22 protein-coding genes are annotated in these 21,673 nt (G+C 43.8%); 12 read left to right on the top strand and 10 right to left on the bottom strand.

Translation table 11 applies throughout. The features are described from left to right. The first annotated feature begins 58 nt into the window (after window positions 1–58). From V144x_RS05050 to V144x_RS05035, 4 genes are all read left to right on the top strand, one after another. Window positions 59–427, top strand: coding sequence for a cupin domain-containing protein (locus tag V144x_RS05050; protein WP_144982320.1), 369 nt, complete (start codon window positions 59–61; stop codon window positions 425–427). 101 nt (window positions 428–528) lie between these two features. Then, on the top strand, window positions 529–987 hold the full coding sequence (locus tag V144x_RS05045; protein WP_232102715.1) for a hypothetical protein: 459 nt from the start codon (window positions 529–531) through the stop codon (window positions 985–987). Between the two features lie 50 nt (window positions 988–1,037). After that, window positions 1,038–2,387 (top strand): glutamine synthetase family protein, encoded by a 1,350-nt coding sequence (locus V144x_RS05040; RefSeq protein ID WP_144982317.1) that lies wholly within the window; start codon window positions 1,038–1,040, stop codon window positions 2,385–2,387. Window positions 2,388–2,650: 263 nt separating this feature from the next. Beyond that, window positions 2,651–3,064 carry a PilZ domain-containing protein gene (locus V144x_RS05035; RefSeq protein ID WP_197998762.1) on the top strand — a complete coding sequence of 138 codons (414 nt, stop codon included), beginning with the start codon at window positions 2,651–2,653 and terminating at the stop codon, window positions 3,062–3,064. Between the two features lie 82 nt (window positions 3,065–3,146). Here V144x_RS05035 and V144x_RS05030 read toward each other — a convergent pair whose 3' ends face one another. Continuing rightward, entirely contained in the window at window positions 3,147–4,325 is a 1,179-nt protein-coding gene (locus tag V144x_RS05030) for an HD domain-containing phosphohydrolase (RefSeq protein WP_144982311.1), read from the bottom strand. A gap of 26 nt (window positions 4,326–4,351) precedes the next feature. Next, complete coding sequence (locus V144x_RS05025; protein ID WP_144982308.1) at window positions 4,352–6,343, bottom strand: response regulator; 1,992 nt, start codon at window positions 6,341–6,343, stop codon at window positions 4,352–4,354. A 588-nt stretch (window positions 6,344–6,931) separates the two neighbouring features. On the opposite strand from V144x_RS05025, the gene V144x_RS05020 reads away from it, so the two are divergent. The 4 genes from V144x_RS05020 (at window position 6,932) to V144x_RS05005 (ending at window position 11,487) form a co-directional block, all read left to right on the top strand. Beyond that, entirely contained in the window at window positions 6,932–7,666 is a 735-nt protein-coding gene (locus V144x_RS05020; protein WP_144982305.1) for a FadR/GntR family transcriptional regulator, read from the top strand. An 80-nt stretch (window positions 7,667–7,746) separates the two neighbouring features. Further along, on the top strand, window positions 7,747–8,619 hold the full coding sequence (locus V144x_RS05015) for a DUF1559 domain-containing protein (protein WP_144982302.1): 873 nt from the start codon (window positions 7,747–7,749) through the stop codon (window positions 8,617–8,619). A 103-nt stretch (window positions 8,620–8,722) separates the two neighbouring features. Beyond that, window positions 8,723–10,180: a glycoside hydrolase family protein gene (locus V144x_RS05010; RefSeq protein WP_144982299.1), complete on the top strand. Its 1,458-nt coding sequence runs from the start codon at window positions 8,723–8,725 to the stop codon at window positions 10,178–10,180. Between the two features lie 191 nt (window positions 10,181–10,371). Continuing rightward, entirely contained in the window at window positions 10,372–11,487 is a 1,116-nt protein-coding gene (locus V144x_RS05005; protein ID WP_144982296.1) for a leucine-rich repeat domain-containing protein, read from the top strand. Between the two features lie 53 nt (window positions 11,488–11,540). On the opposite strand, the gene V144x_RS05000 is transcribed toward V144x_RS05005, so the two are convergent. Further along, a complete protein-coding gene (locus V144x_RS05000) occupies window positions 11,541–12,848 on the bottom strand; it encodes a Gfo/Idh/MocA family oxidoreductase (RefSeq protein ID WP_144982294.1) in 1,308 nt (435 codons plus the stop codon). A gap of 324 nt (window positions 12,849–13,172) precedes the next feature. After that, window positions 13,173–14,867: an arylsulfatase gene (locus V144x_RS04995; protein ID WP_197998761.1), complete on the bottom strand. Its 1,695-nt coding sequence runs from the start codon at window positions 14,865–14,867 to the stop codon at window positions 13,173–13,175. 299 nt (window positions 14,868–15,166) lie between these two features. Here V144x_RS04995 and V144x_RS04990 point away from each other — a divergent pair, with 299 nt between their 5' ends. Both V144x_RS04990 and V144x_RS04985 read left to right on the top strand, forming a co-directional pair. Beyond that, window positions 15,167–16,711 (top strand): sulfatase family protein, encoded by a 1,545-nt coding sequence (locus tag V144x_RS04990; protein ID WP_144982288.1) that lies wholly within the window; start codon window positions 15,167–15,169, stop codon window positions 16,709–16,711. Window positions 16,712–16,812: 101 nt separating this feature from the next. After that, window positions 16,813–17,685, top strand: coding sequence for an alpha/beta hydrolase (locus tag V144x_RS04985; protein ID WP_144982285.1), 873 nt, complete (start codon window positions 16,813–16,815; stop codon window positions 17,683–17,685). Window positions 17,686–17,796: 111 nt separating this feature from the next. Here the strand turns inward: V144x_RS04985 and V144x_RS04980 are convergent, their stop codons facing one another. From V144x_RS04980 to V144x_RS04970, 3 genes are all read right to left on the bottom strand, one after another. Next, entirely contained in the window at window positions 17,797–18,171 is a 375-nt protein-coding gene (locus V144x_RS04980; protein WP_144982282.1) for a VOC family protein, read from the bottom strand. An 85-nt stretch (window positions 18,172–18,256) separates the two neighbouring features. After that, entirely contained in the window at window positions 18,257–18,679 is a 423-nt protein-coding gene (locus V144x_RS04975; protein ID WP_144982279.1) for a hypothetical protein, read from the bottom strand. Between the two features lie 35 nt (window positions 18,680–18,714). Next, a complete protein-coding gene (locus tag V144x_RS04970) occupies window positions 18,715–19,170 on the bottom strand; it encodes an SRPBCC family protein (protein ID WP_144982275.1) in 456 nt (151 codons plus the stop codon). A gap of 107 nt (window positions 19,171–19,277) precedes the next feature. Here V144x_RS04970 and V144x_RS04965 point away from each other — a divergent pair, with 107 nt between their 5' ends. Both V144x_RS04965 and V144x_RS04960 read left to right on the top strand, forming a co-directional pair. Further along, window positions 19,278–19,625, top strand: a complete 348-nt coding sequence (locus tag V144x_RS04965; RefSeq protein WP_144982272.1) for an ArsR/SmtB family transcription factor — start codon at window positions 19,278–19,280, stop codon at window positions 19,623–19,625. Between the two features lie 51 nt (window positions 19,626–19,676). Continuing rightward, on the top strand, window positions 19,677–20,144 hold the full coding sequence (locus V144x_RS04960) for a DUF1569 domain-containing protein (protein ID WP_144982269.1): 468 nt from the start codon (window positions 19,677–19,679) through the stop codon (window positions 20,142–20,144). A gap of 50 nt (window positions 20,145–20,194) precedes the next feature. Here V144x_RS04960 and V144x_RS04955 read toward each other — a convergent pair whose 3' ends face one another. From V144x_RS04955 to V144x_RS04945, 3 genes are all read right to left on the bottom strand, one after another. After that, the gene (locus V144x_RS04955; protein WP_144982266.1) at window positions 20,195–20,533 is read right to left on the bottom strand and encodes a nuclear transport factor 2 family protein; all 339 of its coding nucleotides are present in this window, start codon (window positions 20,531–20,533) and stop codon (window positions 20,195–20,197) included. A 64-nt stretch (window positions 20,534–20,597) separates the two neighbouring features. Continuing rightward, window positions 20,598–20,969, bottom strand: a complete 372-nt coding sequence (locus V144x_RS04950) for a VOC family protein (RefSeq protein WP_144982263.1) — start codon at window positions 20,967–20,969, stop codon at window positions 20,598–20,600. Between the two features lie 102 nt (window positions 20,970–21,071). Continuing rightward, window positions 21,072–21,503: a GNAT family N-acetyltransferase gene (locus V144x_RS04945; RefSeq protein ID WP_144982260.1), complete on the bottom strand. Its 432-nt coding sequence runs from the start codon at window positions 21,501–21,503 to the stop codon at window positions 21,072–21,074. Between the last annotated feature and the right edge of the window lie 170 nt (window positions 21,504–21,673).

The following is a 21,673-nucleotide window of genomic DNA, read 5'->3' as shown; positions in this document are numbered from 1 at the left end:
CAGAGTCTTAAAATAAAGACACTGATGCACGCGTTATTTTCACAGAAGGATTGACATTATGGCTCTGTCACATGCAAGGGCAGGTGAAGTGGTAAGTGTAGAGCCGCTCGGTTCTGAGTTGGAATCAACGAAGACCACGACGCTGGTGAAAACAGATCACCTGGAAATCATTCGTTTGATTTTGAAGTCTGGCAAATCACTACCAAACCACATCGCACCTGGAATCTTAATTGTTCAATGTCTTGAGGGACGCGTCCTTTTTCAATGTCTGGGGGAAACCCATAAACTCACCCCCGGACAGTTTTTATATCTGCCCCATGCCGAGCCCCATGCTGTCGAAAGCCTGGAGTCAGCTGCACTGTTACTCACAATTGTTCGTACACCCCCAAAAGATCCGGTAATTGATGAAACGTCTGAGGAGTCTTGACCAGTGATCCCCTAGCCTGATAAGGAACAAATCGAGAGTCACTGAAATTAAGAATTAAAAACGATCGTCCAATTTTTAAGATATAGTTTGAGGAGCCAATGATGAAAAACTTGACGCTGATTGTGTTCTGTGGAGTTTTAATAGTGCTGACAGGGAGCCGAATAGACCATTCTACTCCAATATTTGCCGTAGAAAAATCGGAGCCATCCCAGAAGCCTAAAGCTAAGAAGAATCCAACACAAGAAAACGTTTCTAAATTCATGCAAGCGAAGTTAGATAGTTCTAAAGACGTCCTGGAAGGACTAGTTACAGAGGATTTCAGTCTTATCAAGAAAGGAACTAAAAAAATGATCGCCATGAGCAATGCAACTGATTGGCAAGTCGTAGAAGGGCCGATCTTTGCACAGCAAAGTGCAGAATTCCGTAATGCAGCAAAACAGTTATTAAAGAATGCTCAGAACAAAAATATTGATGGTGCTTCTCTCAGTTATCTTCATCTTACGATGACCTGCATCGCCTGCCATAATCAAATCAAGAAGAGTGTTGTCGTTATGAGATAACTCTTTTCACAGAAAATTATATACCGATATTATTATCAGAAGAGAACCCGATGCACCGCGAAACGATAGAGAAACAGTTAAAAGCAGAGAACATCGAACTGATACGTGCCATTTATGTTGGCCCGGATGGGATCTCACGTGGGAAAGCATTTCGCCCCGGCAATCTTGATGAAATTTTAGAGTCAGGTCTAGGGCTGACTCAGGCACAAGCTTCGGTAAATGTCTTTGATCATTTACCACAAACAAGTAAATTTCAGCCGGTGGGAGAAGTTCGTATTCGGCCTGATCTCTCTACATTTCAAGTGTTACCATATCTCTCCGGACATGCCCGTATGCTTTCGGATATCGAAACCATTGACGGCCAGCCTTGGGAACTTTGTCCGCGTAGTCTATTAAAGTCATTTCTTGCGAAACTAGCTGAGAAAGGCATGATCATTCGCGCTGCATTTGAAAATGAATTTACCATACTCAAAAAAGTGGACCAGTTATGGGAACCGCTGGACCAGTTAAATTGTTTCAGTTCGGCTGCCATGGATCTGGCCAGTTCCTACATTCTACCAATGATCTCTGCGCTCGAAAAACAGGGCGTCATGGTTGAAAAATACTATCCGGAAGCAGGCCACGGACAGCATGAAATTCCAGTACGTCACCAGATTGGTTTACAGGCCGCTGATCAACAAGTTGTGTTTAAAGAAACAGTACGTGGGACAGCGTCAGCAAACGACTGCCGTGTGTCGTTCATGCCAAAAGCATCGCCAGACTCAGCAGGAAATGGTTGTCATATTCATTTCAGTCTCTGGGATCCTCAATGTCAGCGAAACTTATTTTACGATGCTGACGGAGATTATTGTCTCTCTCAAACAGCCCGCCATTTCATGGCAGGTATCCTTGACCATCTCCCTGCATTGATGGCATTTACGGCACCGACGACAAACTCTTATAAGCGTTTTGTAGAACGTTGCTGGAGTTCGAGTTATATTTGCTGGGGTCCCGACAATCGTGAGGCGACGGTGCGTGCTGCCTCTGGTTTTAAAGGACACGAAGCAGCTACGGTCAATCTAGAATATAAACCCTCAGACCCCACCTGTAACCCATATCTAGCGTTATCTGGCCTGATCTGTGCAGGCCTGGATGGCATTGAGAAAGCAGCCGATCCAGGCGAACCAGTATTAACCGATCCCGCTTTGCTTTCAAAACAAGAACAACAATCCCGCGGTATAACAGGCTACCCTGCAGATCTGGCATCAGCATTAGATGCATTGGCTCAGGATGACGTTTTACAGGCAGGAATTGGCAAAAGCCTGATCACAGACTATATCACAATGAAACGGGCAGAAATTGAAATGCTTGAGGCTCTTGGCACTGACGCAGAAAAGCAGGCTTATCAGTTCCGCTTTTAATCCGCTTCCTGCTTCCTTAGTCAACCAGCGAAACCACAAAATCAAGTGGGATCATAAACTGTATAATTGGCAGGACTGATAGAATTGCTATTGAAACAGCATCCGTACCAAATCATTTTTGACTCATATTTTGAGTAAATATGGAGGTAATCACAGTAAAAAAAATTTTGATTTATGGAGATCTTATTCTAAGTTTTAGTACTCAGTTCCTTTCATAGACGGATCAAGTTAAATCACAACAACCATTGAGAGGACCCATTGTATTGAAGACCTTTACTGATTTTTACGAGTATTCTCAAGAGCAGCAACAACTCCTTCCTAAAGTCGTCAACTTACTCTCTCAGATTGAGGAGCGAGCCAAGCACATTTACGGGAAGCAGCGTGCCCATCCACGAATTGATTTTCGCGGCCTGATTGTCATCTCGTTTTCTATCGACTTTACTGAACCGATTGAAATTTATTCCGGTGAAATGATCACAGTACTGGGACGCTCAGTCTCTCAATCTGGGATTTCGCTGATTTGCCCTGACCATATTGCACAAGAAGAACTCTTCCTGAAACTTCCTCTCAGTCAATCCATAGATACCTGGTTCAGTTCCAAAATTGTTCGCAAGCGAAGAATCCTGGATGCGTTCTGGGAATATGGTATTCAATTTCAGGCTCGTCTCGACGTCTAGTCAGTACCTCTTTTCGCGAAACAACATTCAACAGCAATTCAAGCCGCTGAAGATGAGCATGAGTGTAAAAATGATTTACAGCTCATTCGGTCTCTGCGTAATCAATTTGAACCTGGATAATATCCTGCCGACGCGAAAAGAAAGCATCTAGCACTTCTGGATCGAATTGAGTCGCCCGACCTTCTTCAAGAATTCTGAAAGACTTTGTCAGCGAAAAAGCGGGCTTATAAGAGCGTTTGCTCGTGAGAGCATCAAAAACATCAGCGACCGCAGTAATTCGTCCCTGAATCGGAATGTCTTTGCCCTCTAAGCCCAAAGGGTACCCCGTGCCATCCCAGCGCTCGTGGTGCGTCATGGCAATGACTTTTGCCAGAGAGAGGATGGGAGAGTCGGGAATATCCATAATTTTCGCTCCCATTTCAGTATGCATCCGAATCAATTGCGCTTCATGCTCGGGCAGACAATCAACAATTCTCTTTCCGAAACCACAATGTTTTTTCATCGAATCATACTCTTCGGGTGTCAATTTGCCAGGTTTTAGCAGAATTGAATCTTCGATCCCAATCTTACCAACATCATGTAATTGGGCAGCTGGTTCCAACAACCATAGTTCTCGTTCTGAGAAGCCTAACTCCTCTCCAATAATACGTGCATATTTTCCAACTCGAATCACATGCTGACCAGTATCATCGTCTCGGAATTCGGCAGCACGCGCCAGACATTGGATCACACTCAAACGCGATGCTTCAAGTTCTTTCGTTCTCAATTGCACAGCTTGTTCAAGGCTTTCTGAATGTGCTTTAAGCTGATCCTGAGATACTTTCACTTTTAAAACATTTCGAATTCGTGCAATCAGTTCTCCATGATGAATCGGCTTGGCAAGCAAGTCAGTTGCCCCTTGTCTCAATGCGGATATTTTCGTTTCGTTATCAGAACTAGCTGTGAGAATGATGACAGGGGTATCTGTCAATTCCCTATGGCCACGGATTTGCGCTAAAATATCCAAGCCTGATACCTCTGGCATATTAATATCTGATAAAATCAGATCAGGCCGCTCCGACTCAATCATAGAAAATGCTGATGCGGAATCTTCTGTCGATATCAGATTCGTAAATCCTTCCATTTCCAGATAATACTGAATCATATCGAGATTAATTTTCTCATCATCTATGATCGCAATACTACACCCATCAAACTCATTGCAGTTAATGAGTGTTTCTGGGTTCTCAACCATAGTTTTTTTCAATGTCGAATCGATCATATTACTGTCTTTCTCTTTCGTAACCCTTAGACGCTAGAAACTGCGTTTTTCGTTGTTAAGCGACTCCCCATCGTTCTGAGTTCGGAAATTAACAAATTCGCAGATTCTTTTTCTTTTTGTTGAGCAGCTGATTCTAATTGATATGCAAGTTCTGTCAGACAACCAAATCCGGCGGTGCCTCCGGTGCCCTTTAACCAATGTGCCAGCTCTTCTAACAGCTTCCAATTCTCCTTATCTAATGCCATCTGCATCTCTTCAATTTTTAATTTGAAGCGTTGAATAAATTCTTCGACGATTTGAAATATTTGCGGTATTTCTGTGGGTAGATCTGACACAACAGGTATGGTGTCACTCGTAGTCAGACAATAAGGTTTTTCTTCTAGCTGAGACTTTGTGATCGCATCACTCAGGGGTGAATACACGCCTACCGTTTGTAGTAAACTATCGATATTAATCGGTTTCGTGAGAAAGTCAGAACAACCCGCTTCAAGACACTTACTCCGATCTCCACGCATCGCATTGGCAGTGAGTGCAATGATGGGCAGTGAGCAGCCACGCGATCGCAAAATTTGGGTCGCTGTATAACCATCCATCTCCGGCATTTGCATATCCATTAAAATGAGATCAAATGAACCGCCTTCATATTCAGAGAGTGCCTCTTCACCATTTTCTGCACAAGTTACGACTGCATTTGCATTTGTTAGCACCAACGAAACCAAATCCCGATTCGTTTTACCGTCATCAACAAGTAAAACCCGAAGCGATTGAAGCTGATTAGATGCTTCATAATTGCGTTTCGTATACGATTCTGCTGTAAGCGCCTCTGTTGGTGGTACATCAAATATCTTCACATCTTCCATTGTTCCCGCATCTACTCGAAGCCGGAACACACTCCCTTGACCGATTTCACTTTCTACAGCAAGGTCACCACCTAACCCTTCCGCAATCTGGCGACAGATCGTAAGTCCTAGCCCGGTTCCTCCAAAACTACGTGTGATAGAAGAATCAGCTTGTGTAAAAGCTGAAAATATATTGCTCATGTTTTCGGGTTTGATCCCGATCCCTGTATCATGCACTTCGACAATAAATTGTGGCGGATTATGCGAAATGTCCAATTTTGCAATCAGTTTCACACCACCCTCTGTTGTAAATTTCACTGCGTTTCCGACCAGATTCATCAATATTTGTCGTAAGCGAGTGGGGTCCGTGTTAATCATTTCGGGAACGCCACTTTCCCACTGACACTCCAGGTAGAGACCTTTAGGTTTCGCTTGAACACGCATCGTTGAGAGTACATCGGAGATGATTTTATGCGGTGAGCAATCCAGTTTTTCGAACTCCATACAGCCTGCTTCGATCTTGGAAAGATCCAGAATATCATTGATCAGACCGAGGAGATGCTCTCCATTCTTGTAGATCACATCTAAATATTCTTGCTGTTTCTCTTTCGATTCAACCCCACGTCTCAGGACATCGGTAAAACCCAAAATTCCATTCAACGGTGTGCGTATTTCATGGCTCATATTGGCCAGAAAGTTACTCTTCTCATGATTGGCATCCTCAGCAATCTTTTTCTGTCTGAGTTGAAGGTCACACTGTGCACTCATGAGAGTTGTGATATCGAGAAAACGGTATTCGTCGTTTTCACATTTCACAATGATGGGTTCATAAGCCCCCGCTGAAGGACGACCTAAGATCTCACGGACGGCTTCACTGATTGGTACAGTGTCATTCAGTTGCAGTGACGTCGTTTTTAGATGCTCAACCAGCATCTTAACGGGTCTTCGTGAAAAAGTAGTTCCACAAAATGATTGGGTCATATTTTCAAAGCAGGAAGTTCTTGAGAGTAAGCCATAAAACTGATGATCATCCCGTATCAACACACCATTGGTATCCGGCCGGGATTTAAAAAACCGCTCCACTTCTGAGCCAAGAGCCTCCGGAGTGAGAGAATCATCGCGTAACTCAAGATCAGCTAATGTCGAATTGGTGGTCAGAATGTAAGGATTATAAGTCACGTGATCGCTCTGGTTTTAAGAGGCAGTTTTCCTATGAATTGCTTTGATTGATCAGTCAGAAGTCAAAGCTGTTTTCTGCTTGGTTTAACAGAGAAAGGTTTTCACTTTCGTACTGTTACATTTCGCACTTAAAAAATAGTATTAATCCTCATTCCAGATGAAAGCATTTAAAAAAAAACCTCCTGGAAACTCTGATTACACGATTCTTGAAATGGCGTTTATTAATTAAGTGTAATCACAATAAGGACTTTTAAGACTTCAAAGTCGCTCTGAGAGCAAAGGAGGAATTCCTCTTAATATGGGAAACAGACTTCTCAAACTACCTGCAAAACATAGTTAAAAAATTCGAAATCAGCTCAATTCGACAAAATATAACACCCGTTTATCCACTTTTAATTTTTAAAATGAATCAAAACAGCACTTAAATTCAATTTAAATAAAGACTTAAATCAGAATCACTTTCTGTATTTCTTCCTAAATTCTTAAAACACAATTGATATAGTATTATCATATTACTAAAATGTTTAAATAAACGTGAGGTCAATAGACATTGCATTGAAAACAGTGCTAACAAAAACGAGGTTTTTGATGTCGAACACTTTCGAATCGGGAAATAAGAATATGTTGGAACCGGCAATGTCACTCAGCGCACAAATTGCAGAGCGCATCTGTGAAAGGATACAAGATGAGAAATTAGTACCTGGAACCTATCTGGGAACTGTCGACAAATTAACCGATCAATTTGGTGTTTCAAGAACTGTTATTAGAGAAGCCATCGGCAGTTTACGCGGATTGGGAATCATCACAGGACGCCCGAAACTCGGTTTGTCAGTTGCCGAAGGAGACGTTCAATCTGTACTACGAAAAGCGCTCATCCCTCGCACAACCAATAAAAAAGGTTGGCTTGAACTTGCTAAATTTCGTGTCGTGATTGAAATCGGTTCCATTCCTTTAATCATCGAAAATACGACTACAGAGCAAATCGATCGGTTGAATCTGCTTGTTGCCGAGCAAAAACAATTGCTGGAAGATCAGCAAAAAGATCCCTCGCGCGTATTTGAAGAGTTCATTCAGAAAGACCTCTTATTTCATGAAACGCTTCTCGAAGCAGCCAATCAGGACCTGATCGCGCAATTCCACCATGTACTTGCGAAATACTTCTATCAGGGTGAAGCGTACTTTCCTTCTCCAACAATCAAAATGGTTCAGGAACACGTTGAGATCGTGAAATCGATCACAGATCGTGACAGTGCATCCGCCTTACAAGCAATGAACGTTCATTTAAGCCCGATCCTGAAATTGATTAAGTCTAAGGACAAATAGTCCGTCGGTTAACAGTGATCAATGATTTAGAAAGTCAGTTGAGAACATCATTTTTTTTAATCGAACCTTGAAAGATGAAAATGATGAGTCAAAAACACTATAGATTAAAAAGACATGCTTTCACTCTCATTGAATTGTTGGTCGTTATCGCCATCATTGCGATTTTGATTGCCTTACTTCTGCCTGCAGTTCAACAAGCACGAGAAGCCGCTCGCCGATTATCGTGTCAAAATAATATGAAACAAATTGCACTGGCTATGCATAACTACTATGAAACACATCGTATTTTTCCACCTGGATACATTGATCCTGATGGTATCACCAATCCAGGTGATCGTAACTTAATAGGCTGGGGAACATTCCTTTTGCCCTATGTAGATCAAACACCGCTTTATAACAAAATTAGTAACTCAGGTGCTTTCGATGTGAACTGGACGACCATTCCCGCGATGAAGTCTACGGGCTCCCCTCCTTTCGCGAGAACAATACTTAATGTTTATGTTTGCCCCTCTGATACTATGGGAGGTATCAACAAAGATATCAGTAATTATGGCACTTCGAATTACGCGGGAGTCAATGGTGGTAATGCCATTAATAATGGTACGATCTATATCAACTCACGTATCAGGATACGAGATATCACAGATGGTACCAGTAATACTGCGATTGTCGGTGAAAGGTATGCGAAGGGTATTGGACTCCCTTATCGAGCAGGCATCTGGACAGGACCTGCTATCAGCAATGGCTACTACCATATTGGATGGTTTATGTGGAATCATCCGAATAGCCTGATTAATGGCCCCGGAAACTCCTCTTTTGGCAGTCTACATGAAGGGGGAGCCCATTTTTTATTTAGTGATGGTCACGTTCGTTTTTTGAGTGAAAACATGGATGCTGCAACTTACTCGTGGCTTGGATCCATTAATGATGGGAATGTTCTTGGAGAATATTAATGTAAGATTGAAATACTTCACAGGCTTGTCCACACGAACATACGACCGCTTGAATACAATGAGACTTTAATAAACACATCGGAAACGATTTGAAGGTAATCTAATGAAACTAACCCTCACCTTATGCGCACTACTGTTGATTCCAATGAGCACTTCCTTTGCCGAAGATGATGTGGTCGATATTGGATCTCAACGGGAATTATTCGTAGATCGAATGATCGTGGGAAAATTGAACGACGCAACGCTCAAACTTCATGCTCCCCAACTGATGCCACCGGTCACACCAGCACGACCACACGGCCATTACGCTACAGTCTTGAATGCAGGCGACAAATTCCAATTTTATTATCGAGGTGATACCAAACCGGGTAATCATTGGAAAAAAGGGTGGGAGCAATATCACGATGGCGAAGTGACGCTCTATGCTGAAAGCAAAGATGCAATTCACTGGACTCTACCTAAACTCGGCGTTTATGAAGATCACCCCACATTCCCGTCCGGGAATGTTGTGCTTATGAATGAATTTCTGGTCACACATAATTTCACACCATTTATTGATACACGACCTGGCGTACCAGCAGAAGAAAAATACAAGGCGCTGGGAGGCTTGGCATACCAACCCAACCAACACCTGGAAGTGCGAAAACGACGCGGTCCGGGCGGCCTAAAAGCATTTGTTTCGCCTGATGGGATTCACTGGAAGAAGCTCCAAGAAAAACCGGTCATTCCTGAAGCATGGGGGAAGTATTTTGACTCTCAGAATTATGCGTTCTGGTCTGAGAGTGAGCAGGCTTATGTCTGTTACTTTCGTCGCTTTATCAAAGGTTATCGTGGCATCGCACGCACCACTTCAAAGGATTTCATCAGCTGGACTCCATTTGTCGAAATGAACGCGAATTTACCCAATGAGCACCTTTATACAGCCTGCACGCAACCCTATTTCCGTGCACCACATATCTATTTTGCTTTGCCAACAAGATTTATGGCCAAACGGGGTGCTGCGACTGACATTCTCTTTATGAGCACACGCGGAAGTGCACAATTCGATCGCGAATTTACCCAGTCCTTCATTCGTCCCGGTATTGGGAAAAGTGGCTGGGCGAATCGCGCCAATTATGCAGCGATTGGCATTCATCAAACAGGACCAGCTGAAATGTCATTTTTTCTGACTGGTGGCCGACGCTACGCGATGAGGCTTGATGGAATTGCTTCTGTGAATGCACCATTGGAAGGAGGGACGCTTACTACGAAACCGCTGAAGTTTGTTGGCAATGAACTTGAGATCAATTATTCCACCAGTGCAGCCGGTCAAATCTTAGTAGAACTCCAAGATGCTAGTGGTAAACCTATTTCTGGCTTTACACTTGATGATTGTGAGCCCATTTATGGAGATCATATCGCACGAACCGTGAAATGGAAGAACGGGGTAGATATCTCAAGCCTGAAAGGAAAACCGATCATAATTCACTTTGTAATGGAGGACGCAGACCTCTATTCGCTGAAGTTCAATACACGAGCAGGGTCGAATCAAGTAGTTGAAGCGGGTAAGTCCCGTGATTAGTCTCGACAGCATGCAAATGGCAAACTTTCAATTCTCATTAAATCTCATATTCCTCTTTTTCCTTAGTTCATCACGAACAATTCTTTAAAAAAGAAAATTGATTCCCTGCCGTCGGTTTTGGGTCATTTACAGAGTCGGTATGCTTTACTGCTAACGTAAACGATCTAGACCTACGATTGAAGGAATGAGATATGAAACCGTTTCAGGGAACAGTGGTTCTCTTTTTTGCATTATCAGTGATTGCAGGGTGCGCACCAAAACCAGAGAAGAAACAAACTGCATCCGAAAAGACTTCAGAGGCAATAAAGATAAAAGCAGAGGTTCCTCCTGAAGAAGTGAAACTGGCCGATTCATTGAAAGCGGTAGGAGCCAAGTTAAAAAACGACAAAGATGGTTATGTCATCGAAGTCGATCTTCGGGGCACGCAAATCGATGATAACGCTCTCAAGGACATTGCGGGTTTATCACGTCTGCGCTCTCTGTTGCTAAATGAAACCAAAATCACTGATGCCGGATTAGAGCCTGTTGGTAAAATTGCCACGTTACAGAATCTGGATTTACGGAACTGCAATTTAAATAATAAGGCCATTTCCCATTTAACAGGACTCTCAAAACTCAAAGCACTGCGGCTGTCTGGGAATTCTGATATCGACGACGACGCGATGGCAGATATCAATCAACTAACGAACTTAAAAGCGTTAATGCTCGACTTTCTCTGGGTCAGCGGAGATGGCCTTTCAGAGTTGAAAGATCTGAATCACCTGGAAGAGTTGTATCTGGCAAAGACACTGGTTGACGATGAAGGCTTGACCACACTGACACAATTTCCCAAGCTGAAAAAAACGCGTTTATCTCAAAACCAGATTTCAGATGAGGGGCTTGCAATCATGGCGAAGCTCCCTCAACTCGAAGAGCTTGACCTGAGCGAGAATAGCCTGCTCTCAGACACAGGTATGAAACACCTGTCTGGATTGAGTAATCTACAAAAGCTCAACCTCTGGCGTGTGGGGCTGACTGATGCCGGTGTGGAACCCTTACAAGGATTGACTAACTTACGCTGGCTCAATCTGGATAATACACGCTTGAGTAATGCAGGGTTGAAGTATTTGAAAGATATGAAACAGCTGGAGTTTCTGCACCTTGGTTCTACAGCGGTCTCTGATGCTGGATTAGCTGATCTGGAAGGATTGACGAGCCTCAAAGACCTGAAGCTGACACGTACTGCAGTCACAGAAAAAGGAGTGGCTGACTTAAAGCAGAAACTGCCGAATACCGAAATTCAATTAAAATACATTGAAGGCCAGTAGCCCGACTCACTCAGCAAATGAGGAGCCGGACATATATCTGGACTAATTCATAACTAAGCGACTTCCCAGCCTTCACGGTACTCTTTGCTGATGTACTTGTCGGCATCAGGACAATTGGTCGCTTTGAGATTGGCGGCATCCCATTCCAATGCCTGTTTTGCACGATAGGAAACATTTCCTAACAACACTGCTTCTGTTAAAGCACCAGAATAATCAAAGTTGCAAGTCGTTGGTGAGCCATCTTTACAAGCCTTGATCCACTCGGCATGGTGGCCAATCGATTTGGGAATGGTTTGTTTGGGTGGTGTGAAGTTGGCAAATTTTTCTTTGGGGAATAATTTGTAACTTCCATAGTTTGCAAACATGGTGCCTTCCGTTCCAACGAACATGACACCACTACCGGGGACACGTTGGCCTGCTACTTTTTTCGGAATCATATTCCCATCGTACCAGGTCAAATTGACGGGAACCAGTTTATCACGGCTCGGGAATTGATAGCGCACCTTCAATCCATGTGGACACGCTTCCGGATGAACTTCTGGTCCTTCCGCTTCGCAGTGCGTAGGATGACGCAGGCTAAGCGCCCAGAAAGGGAGATCCATATAATGGCAGGCCATATCGCCTAAGGTTCCCTGACCGAACTGCCACCAGCGACGCCATTGGGCAGGATGATAGCGACCTGCAGCGAAAGGACGCACAGGAGCTGGCCCAAGCCATAAATCCCAATTTAAATTCTGAGGGGGCTCTTGGGTATCGGTAGGAAGATCACCGCCACCCCAGCCTTTTCCAACCCAGACGTGTACTTCACCGACATCACCCAGGACTCCCGACTGAACAATTTCCACAACACGGCGATAATTGTCTCCAGCATGGATTTGCGTTCCCAGTTGTGTCGCGACACCCTGCTTTTTTGCTTCTTCAGCAATGATGCGTGCTTCCTGAACCGTATGAGTGAGTGGTTTTTCACAGTAGACATGCAAGCCTTTTCGAATCGCGCGAATCGAAGCAGGGGCATGATGATGATCAGTCGTACCAATCACAACGGCGTCAATCTTTCCATCTTCACTTTCGAGCATCTCACGATAATCAGCGTAGACTCGGGCATTAGGAAAACTGGAAGAGGCCCGGTCAAGATAGTTTTTATCAACATCTACCAGAGCAACAATATTTTCTCCTTTGACGCCATCCACATCAGCTGCAGCCCGATTCGCAGTTCCGATGCAGGCAATATTCAGTTTTTCATTGGCAGATTTGGAAGCAGCGGGTGCAAGCCCCGTCCAAATACCTGTAGAAATTGCGGCTGCTCCTGCAGTGGTCGACTTAAGAAAATCACGGCGACTGAAATTTGAATGGTTTTGCATTAATCATTTCCAGGAAAAAAGGCAGGCCGATGGACGCATCGGCAAATTGGTGTGATTGTTTTCATTGATACCGAAATTGTTACTACAATTGACTTCCCTTTAACTTTTACGTTTCCTCATACATTCTGCTGGATATTTGTGAAGAAGAAACGGCAGGAATTAACGGTAATCCATTATGATCACTGCTAATTTAACATTCCTTATTTATGGTAATTCGAATCACAGCCTATCGCCATTCCAGATCAGCCTACTTTCGTAGAATTTTCAAGAAAGTAGGCTGATGAAATCATCTGTTCTCGATACCCAAATAGTTTTCTGGCCGATTTATGGCGCTGAATTCCCGGTGGATTTTTTGGTGAGATAAACCAGCATCGGACCACGTTCAGTTTCCCCTTCGGTCACTTTAACATCAACGGTTTGTTTGCCCGGATGTAAAGTCACATTGTGGAAGACATATTCAGAACTGTCTGCGGGGACTTTGGCATGGAACTGATCCTTACCGACGCTTACTGTCAATTCTGCTTCTTTCTGGTCCTGTTGTTTTTTGAATTGTACTTTGATGTCGTATGAACCACCTTGTTCGATATGAATCAACCAATGGCCTCGTGCATCGCGAGTCCAACCTTTTCCTTTGGGACCTGCATACCGCCAATCCTGACGAGTTAAAACCGTGGTTGGTTCCTTTGCATTGCCCACATGAATCCGTGGTGGTGCATAATTATCAGGACGCGTAGAACTGACATCGGCGAACCAGGTGTCATATTGGCGTGTGAGATCTTTGGCGAGTGCCGGTTTCTCACTGCTAAGATCTCGCTTCTCTGCAGGATCATTCCGTAAATCAAATAATTTTCCTGGTTCATTCTGTTTCGAAAATGTCATCTTAAAATTTTGTGTGACAACGGCGGCATTGGTATGTGGTGTGGGCTGATCACCACGATGCCATTGCAGGAACAAAGAACGATCTGGCCAGTTTGCGGCTTCATTTTTCAACAGTGGCAGAATATTGACGCCATCCAGATCTAACGTTTTTGGTTTTTCAACCCCTGTGGCTGTAAGAATCGTTGGGAACAGGTCGTAATGAGCGGCAATCTGTTCATTCACTGCGCCTGCTTTCAATTGATCAGGCCAATGTGCGACCAACACAGACCGAATGCCACCTTCATTCACGCCCCCTTTCATGCCACGATGCGCACCGACAAAACGAGGACCGTTAGGGCCATTGTCATTCAAAAACAATACGAGTGTATTTTCGTAAGCCCCGATCTTTTTGAGACGCTGAAACAGTTTGCCAATATTCTGATCGATGTTTTCAATCATTGAAAAAACGCGCGACGTTCGATCAAACTGCTTTTTATTTTTTCGCCTGGAATTCATATCAAAGCCATAGGCATCGGTAAGATCCATCGCTAGATATTTTTTCCGCAAATCTTCAGGCACATCGTGAAATGGGCCATGTGGTGCATTAGTGGCGATATACATAAACGTTGGTTTGTTCTGTGATTCATTTTGTTCAATAAAATTCAAAGCATTGTCAAAATAAATATCCGTACAATACCCTTTCATCTGTTTCTGCTCGCCATTGTGAAACAGAACCGGGTCCGTGTATTGACCGGCCCCCTCAGGTGGATCGCTGGGTTGCCCGATGCCCCCTCCGCGGTGAACGAGAACTTCCTGAAATCCCTGGTCCTGAGGTCGCATGGGGTAAGAATCGCCCAAATGCCACTTTCCAAAGATTCCGGTTTGATAGCCGGCAGGAGCTAATACTTCGGCGATGGTTACTTCTTCTGGTTCCATCATCGCACGACCAATGTAAGTATCAATGGCACGTGTACGATAGTTATAACGACCTGTCATCAGATTGGCCCGTGTGGGTGTGCAGACAGGGCTGACATAAAATCGATTCAATCGTGCGCCCCTTGCAGACATAGCATCAAGATTAGGAGTGTTGAGGTGTTTGTTCCCCATAAATCCGTAGTCCCAACCTCCCTGATCATCCGTCATGATCAGGATGACATTCACGTGTTTTGCTTCCTTCGCATCAGTAATTGAACAACAAAAGAACTGGGAAATGAAATAGGAACTCAGAACCAACAAATACTTAATCACTGACATTATTATGACACCTAAAAGTAAGGACATTAAGAAACTAATTACGACAATTTGTCAGACTTGAAATACCGAGGGATGTTTTGTCGTCTATGCTAGCTGTTATAATTTCAGTCTATTCATTCGACCTTAACAGTGCAAACAGATTCCTGAAAAGAATCATCTGTCGACAGGTCATCAATCTCCTTCAAACTTAAAATATGAGAATCACAATGCCAACCAAGTACTGTGTTTGTTTAATCGTAAGCTGCTTTACTCTGTTGTATACACTCGATTCTGTTGTTAAAGCGGAAGAGAAACAACCCAATATCTTATACATCATGTCTGATGATCACGCCGCCCATTCGATTGGTGCGTATGGAGGACGATTGGCGTCTCTGAATCCAACACCAACATTGGATCGTCTAGCCAAAGAAGGTATTTTGCTGAAGAACGTTTTTTGTACAAACTCAATTTGCACACCGAGTCGCGCCACATTAATGACGGGGCAATATTCGCATGTGAATGGTGTGACCACCTTGAATGGGGCGATTGGCAAGGAGAACCAACATCTGGCTCGGCTCATCAAAAATGCGGGTTATGAAACTGCAATGATTGGTAAATGGCATCTCAAAAAAGAGCCAGCCGCATTTGACTATTATACGGTTCTGCCAGGGCAGGGAAGTTACTTCAATCCCGTGTTTCGCGTGAGAGGGCCGAAGCCGTGGCCAAAAAATGAATTTCGTGCAGGTGGATATGACTCGAAACATTCATCGGATGTGATTACCGATCTCTCATTGAAGTGGTTGAAGAATCGAAAACAGAAACAAAAACCTTTCTTTTTAATGCATCATTTCAAGGCACCACATGACAATTTTGAAAATGCAGAACGATACGACTGGCTCTATCAGGATGTAAAAATTCCTGAACCAGAAACACTGTGGAATCGAGGACAACACGGCCCCCTTGACTTAGCGCGTTATGGAACATCAGTCAGTCGACGCAACGAGAGGCGAAACATGGGGCACCATATGTTTGTTGACGAGAGCCTCTCTTCTGATGAATACACTCGTGAAGCTTACCAGCGTTACCTCAAAAAGTTTCTGCGCTGTGTACGTGGTGTCGATGATAATATCAAACGTCTTTTAGAGCATCTCGAAAAAACGGGAGAACTGGAGAATACAATCATCATTTATACTGCCGACCAGGGCTTTATGTTAGGCGAACACGATTACATCGACAAACGCTGGATGTATGAAGAATCATTGCGAATGCCATTCATCGTTCGCTATCCGAAATGGATCAAAGCAAAGTCTACAAATGAAAACATCATTAACAATGTTGATTTTGCACCGACGTTGTTAGAGATGGCAGGAGCAAAGAAACCTGATTTCATGCAAGGTAGATCTTTCTTACCAATCCTAAAAGGTGAAAAGGCTCCCGCCGATTGGCCAAAAGCAACGTACTACCGTTACTGGATGCATATGGCACACCATGATAACCCTGCCCACTATGGAATCAGGACCAACGATTTTAAATTGATTTTCTTTTACGGCCTGCCTTTGGATGCGCCCGGTGCAGTAAAAAAACCGACGCCTCCACACTGGGAATTATATGATTTGAAAAAAGATCCTCATGAAACAAAGAATGTGATTGCCGATCCCGCTTATGCACCGATCGTGAAAAAACTGAAGCAACAGTTAAATCAACTTAAAAAACAAGTGGGGGACACTGATGAAGCCTATCCAGAATTAAAAGCACGCTTAGGTGAATCATGAAACTATATTGTTTTGGAAAAGATACCCAATCAAGAGAATCACTGACTTAGGTTAGTCACCTACCACTAAAGAGCTTTAGTCATACAACAAGAGGAACAACTATGGGACGACGACTGATTCGACCCACACTTTTTTTGATCGCACTGTTGCTGATCAATTTGCAGCCCGTTCCTGCTCAGGAACAGAAGGCTGACTATAAAACCATACCCGAGATCTCTTACCGCAGTGGAATTCAAACTCCGCAGACAGATTATATGCGTGAACGCTGCAAGCTGGATTTGTACTATCCGACCTCTATCAAAAACTACCCCACCGTAGTCTGGTTTCATGGGGGTGGCTTAAAAGGGGGAAAGAAAAGCGTTCCTGATGAACTGAAGGAGCAGGGTATCGCCATTGTCGCCGTCAATTATCGATTGTACCCCAAAGCAAAAAAACCAGCTTATCTGGAAGATGCTGCTGCGGCAGTCGCCTGGACATTTCAAAATATCGCAAACTTCGGTGGTGATCCTAAATTGATTTTTGTGGCAGGGCATTCTGCGGGAGGCTACCTTACCAGCATGCTTGGTCTAGATAAACGTTGGCTCGCCACACACAAAATTGATGCGAATGACATTGCCGGGCTGATTCCGTACAGCGGACACTGTATCACTCATATGACAGTCCGTGAAGAAATGGGAATCCCACGAAATCAACCGATCATTGATGACATGGCCCCTCTATTCCACGCACGTAAAGAAGCACCACCAATCTTACTCATAACCGGTGATCGGAACCTGGAATTTCCAACCCGCTACGAAGAAAACGCTTATTTGAATCGCTTACTCAAAGTAGTCGGACACAAACAAACACAACTCTTTGAATTGGACGGCTTCACACACAACACCATGCGAAAGCCGGGGCATCAGCTTCTAATAGAAGAAATCAAACGCATCGTTGCTAAAAAGCCAATTGCATCACCACTTCAAAAGAACTAATCCATCCCAGTAAACTCTGGATTCAGTGAATTATTTTGCCGCGTCGACTCAATGGGCGGTGATGTCTTGCACGTCTGTGCCAACATGCACCACCCACTGAATTTCTCTCACTTACTTGGGATACTCGTGAAGTGCCACCCGATTTCCTTCACAGTCTTCAAAGTGGGCGAAAAAACCGTGTTCTCCAATATCAGTTTTTGGAACGAGTGTCTTGCCTCCAGCATTATTGATTTTGCCGAGTGTTGCCTCAATATTATCCACGCTCAAATAGACAATCGTCCCTGCTAGCGAAGGGGTGTGGCCATCACCATGAATCAATGTGCCTGTTGCACCTGCGCCATTTTGTTCCATGGGAAACCACGCCATTTTATTGGGTCCCATTTCATGTTCGACTAGTTCTACTCCCAGGATTGACTCGTAAAACAATTTCGCTTTTGAAAGATCGTTAACAGGGATTTCGAACCAATTTACCGGGTTAACCGACATGTGAGTGTCTCCTTTTTTGATAATAAATATTGATGTTGCAATTCTGAAATGAGAGGTATTTCTACCGAGAACTGTGATTATAATTTTATGCCACTTGTGAGTTTGACTTGCGATACACAAAAGCCAATAGCAGACCTGCCAAACCAAACTGAATTCCCAGATAGGTCGTTTCTAAACTAAACCAAAGTGATAAGGGTTCAATTGAGTGTTTTGCTGCTTCCGAGAGCACATGCATCGTCCAATGATAAATACCCATGACCAAAGCAATTGTGATCGCTCCCCCAATAAAAGACTTGCCATGGCAAAGGAACGGGTAAATCAAAGCCAAAATAAAACCCTGCATCAGAATCGATGCAAAGCCGAAGGCAATAATCGGTTCTTCACGACTGAAATATCCCAGTTGCTCATAAGTGCCCTTGAAGAACACAAGGTGCCACAAAAAAGCAAGCGGAAATGTGACAGCCGCATAACAAACCGTTCCGAGTATGATTTTTTTGAATTCGAACATGTCTTTCCCATTCATGAGCAAGGAAACAAAGTCTTTCAATCCTGTATCACAGATTCCTTCAGAAGCTCCAGTGCTCCTGTCCAACCTGCCATGTGCCGTTCCTGCATACCCGGTTTTGAGAATCGCTCGTGTGTCAGAACCAATTCAGTGCCACCATCTTTTTCAAGAAAATCAACTGTGACTTGTGTTTCAATTTCCGCAAACTCGTTCGGTTGTTCCCACGACCATGAATAGACTAGCTTTTGTGGATCATTCACTTCAAGAAACTCGCCTTTGACGACATCGACTGTCCCCTCTGGTGATTCAAACCCAACGCGGTATTGCCCACCCACACGCAAATCAACCTCAATAAAGGGATGAACAAAATCCTTACTCGGTCGAAACCAGCGTTGCATATATTCGGGTGTTGTCCAGACTTGAAAAACATCTTTTGGTGACGCTGCAAATGTGCGTCGTAAGACCAGGACTTCATTTGTTGATTCGGAAACCATGGCTTCAAAAACCTCTTTGAACTTGACAAAAATGGTAGTACCGATTTAATATAGCCATATGGCTATCTATTGTCAACACAATACAAAGTTCGATCCGAAAAATTCCTATGGCGATTAAATATCAAAACCAACTCGACCGCACGTTTCATGCTCTGGGGGACAGTACGCGCCGGCAGATGCTTTCCATGCTCTCGAAACGGGGGGAATCCACGGCCAGTGATCTTGGACAGCCATTTGAAATTGCTCAGCCGTCGGTCTCGAAACATCTGCGAGTTCTGGAATCTGCCGGCCTGATCTCACGCCGGGTTGATGGCCGGGTGCATAGGTTTCGGTTACTGGTAAAACCACTACAAGAGGCTCAAGACTGGATCACTCACCAACGTGAGTTCTGGGAAGGATCACTGGATGCACTAGGGGACTTGCTTGATGAGCTGTCTCCAGAGAAAAAGAAGTAACGATAATTATAGTAAGCCCATAAAGTTTTGTTAGAACCAAGGAGAAATCAAATGTCGGTTGTTACTAAAAAAGTTCAAGGCCGTCGTACCGTGCGCTACGAAACTCTCGATGAATTACTGGCAGAAGCAGAGCAGTTGGCAACCAGTAATATTCGCACATTAGGCAATTGGTCTTTAGGGCAGAACTTCAAACACATCGCGATGGCCTTGGACTCATCCATCGATGGAAGTGATTTTAAATTGCCTGCACCTATGCGTTTCCTGATGTCCTTATTCATGAAACGCAAATTTCTGACAAAATCAATCCCGCCTGGATTCAAGAGTACTGCAAAGTTCATTCCTGATAAGACATCTACCGAAGATGGGCTCACTGCTTTGCGGGAAGCAGTCGCACGACAGAAACAAGAATCGAAACGCGTACCACATCCCGGTTTTGGTAAACTGACCAAGAAAGAATGGGAAGACTTCAACCTTCGCCACGCCGAAATGCATATGAGTTTTATCGTGCCGAACAATTAAGCGTAAGCCCACAAAGAGTACTCAATCATAAGCTTGAATCAGTGTCGGAACTAGTCTGGCACAAATCCTCGCCCATCAAAGACCAACAAAATTTCAGTAATCTGGTTATCGAAACACTTGAAAAGTTGAGCGATCAATAAAGATTCGTTTGATTTCTGATACTCAAAGAAGACTGCCACCTGATCTTCACTTTCAGTGATGCTCACAACCTGAAACTGACTTGGAACAGGTGGATCATTTCGCAAACACGTAAGATAGCCCTCTCGGGACTCGAATTGGTGGAATGGCCCTCGAAATTGTAAATTTTCCGCCAGAATCGAAACCAGGCCTTCCACGTCACCTGCACAAAATCGTTCAATAAAACGGAGAGTTAAATCACGATTCGTCATATCTGAGTTTCTCTACGGGTTACACTGTCAGAAATAGCTTCTAACTTAGTGACATACCCTTTTGTTAAACGTGCTGATCAACGAGAATCGGGTTTCCGTCGGGGTCAATTGCGACAAAACTGGCTGGTCCTGTTGTGGTTTCGTCCGCTTCGCTGACGAGCGGCACACCCTGTGACTTCAACTCACGTTGTAGATCTCTGATATCCGTAAACGAATTGAGTTGTGTCGCATTACTGTCCCAACCCGGATTGAACGTTAATGTGTTCTTTTCAAACATACCTTGAAAAAGACCGATAATATGATCGCCATTCTTGAGGATCAGCCAGTTCTGCGAGGCATCTCCACCGAAGATCTCAAAGCCGAATTTTTCATAGAACACTCGAGAAGCTTCAATGTCTTTGACTGTCAGGCTGATTGAAAATGCGCCGAGTTGCATGATTTTTCCTTTTAAAAATTGACACGATCTGATTCGATGTTGAGTTGATTGTATGACAATAATCTTAAAATGCTGCTCAATAACATGTGAAGTTGTAATTGATTATGATTCATTGACCAGACCAACCTCTAACGCATGAGTCTGGTTTTGAAAAATCGCCATTGCTGTACTCATCCGCTTGAAACCCAGTTTTTTATAGAAACCTTCTTTGCCCGGATTTGCATATAGAATGATTTTTCTGTGTCCTTCAGAGAGATTGATTAATTTTTGAATGATCTTTTTGCCAATTCCTTTGCCCTGATAGTCGGGATGAATGGCAACGTCACAAATATAGGAACAGTCAACTCCATCCGCGAGCGCCCGACCAACACCAATCAGTTGTGTGGCATCAAACACAAAACACTTATACATACTATTGCTAAAAGATTTTTGAAGATCAGCCGCTTTCTTCTCTCCAAGAGGAGCAATTTTGTATAAATGAGCCAGCACTTCCCAGTCAATATGTTCTTGATCGTAGTTCCAGGTTAACGGCAATAGAATCTCCTTCTGAAAAATTACGTTCTGCTTGTCAAAATTGTAACACGATTGGAAATTTCTTTCATAGCGTAAGGCACATTTGAGTCATACATTTTTCCGGCGTCTTCTATTCCGTATGAATGATTACAAACAATGCATTAACAAACGCTGATAGAACAGCCTGCGTT

It is taken from the genome of Gimesia aquarii (assembly GCF_007748195.1).
Taxonomy (GTDB): Bacteria; Planctomycetota; Planctomycetia; order Planctomycetales; family Planctomycetaceae; genus Gimesia; species Gimesia aquarii.
Note: the sequence above shows the minus strand (reverse complement) of the source record. Positions and strands in the feature narration are given on the sequence as shown.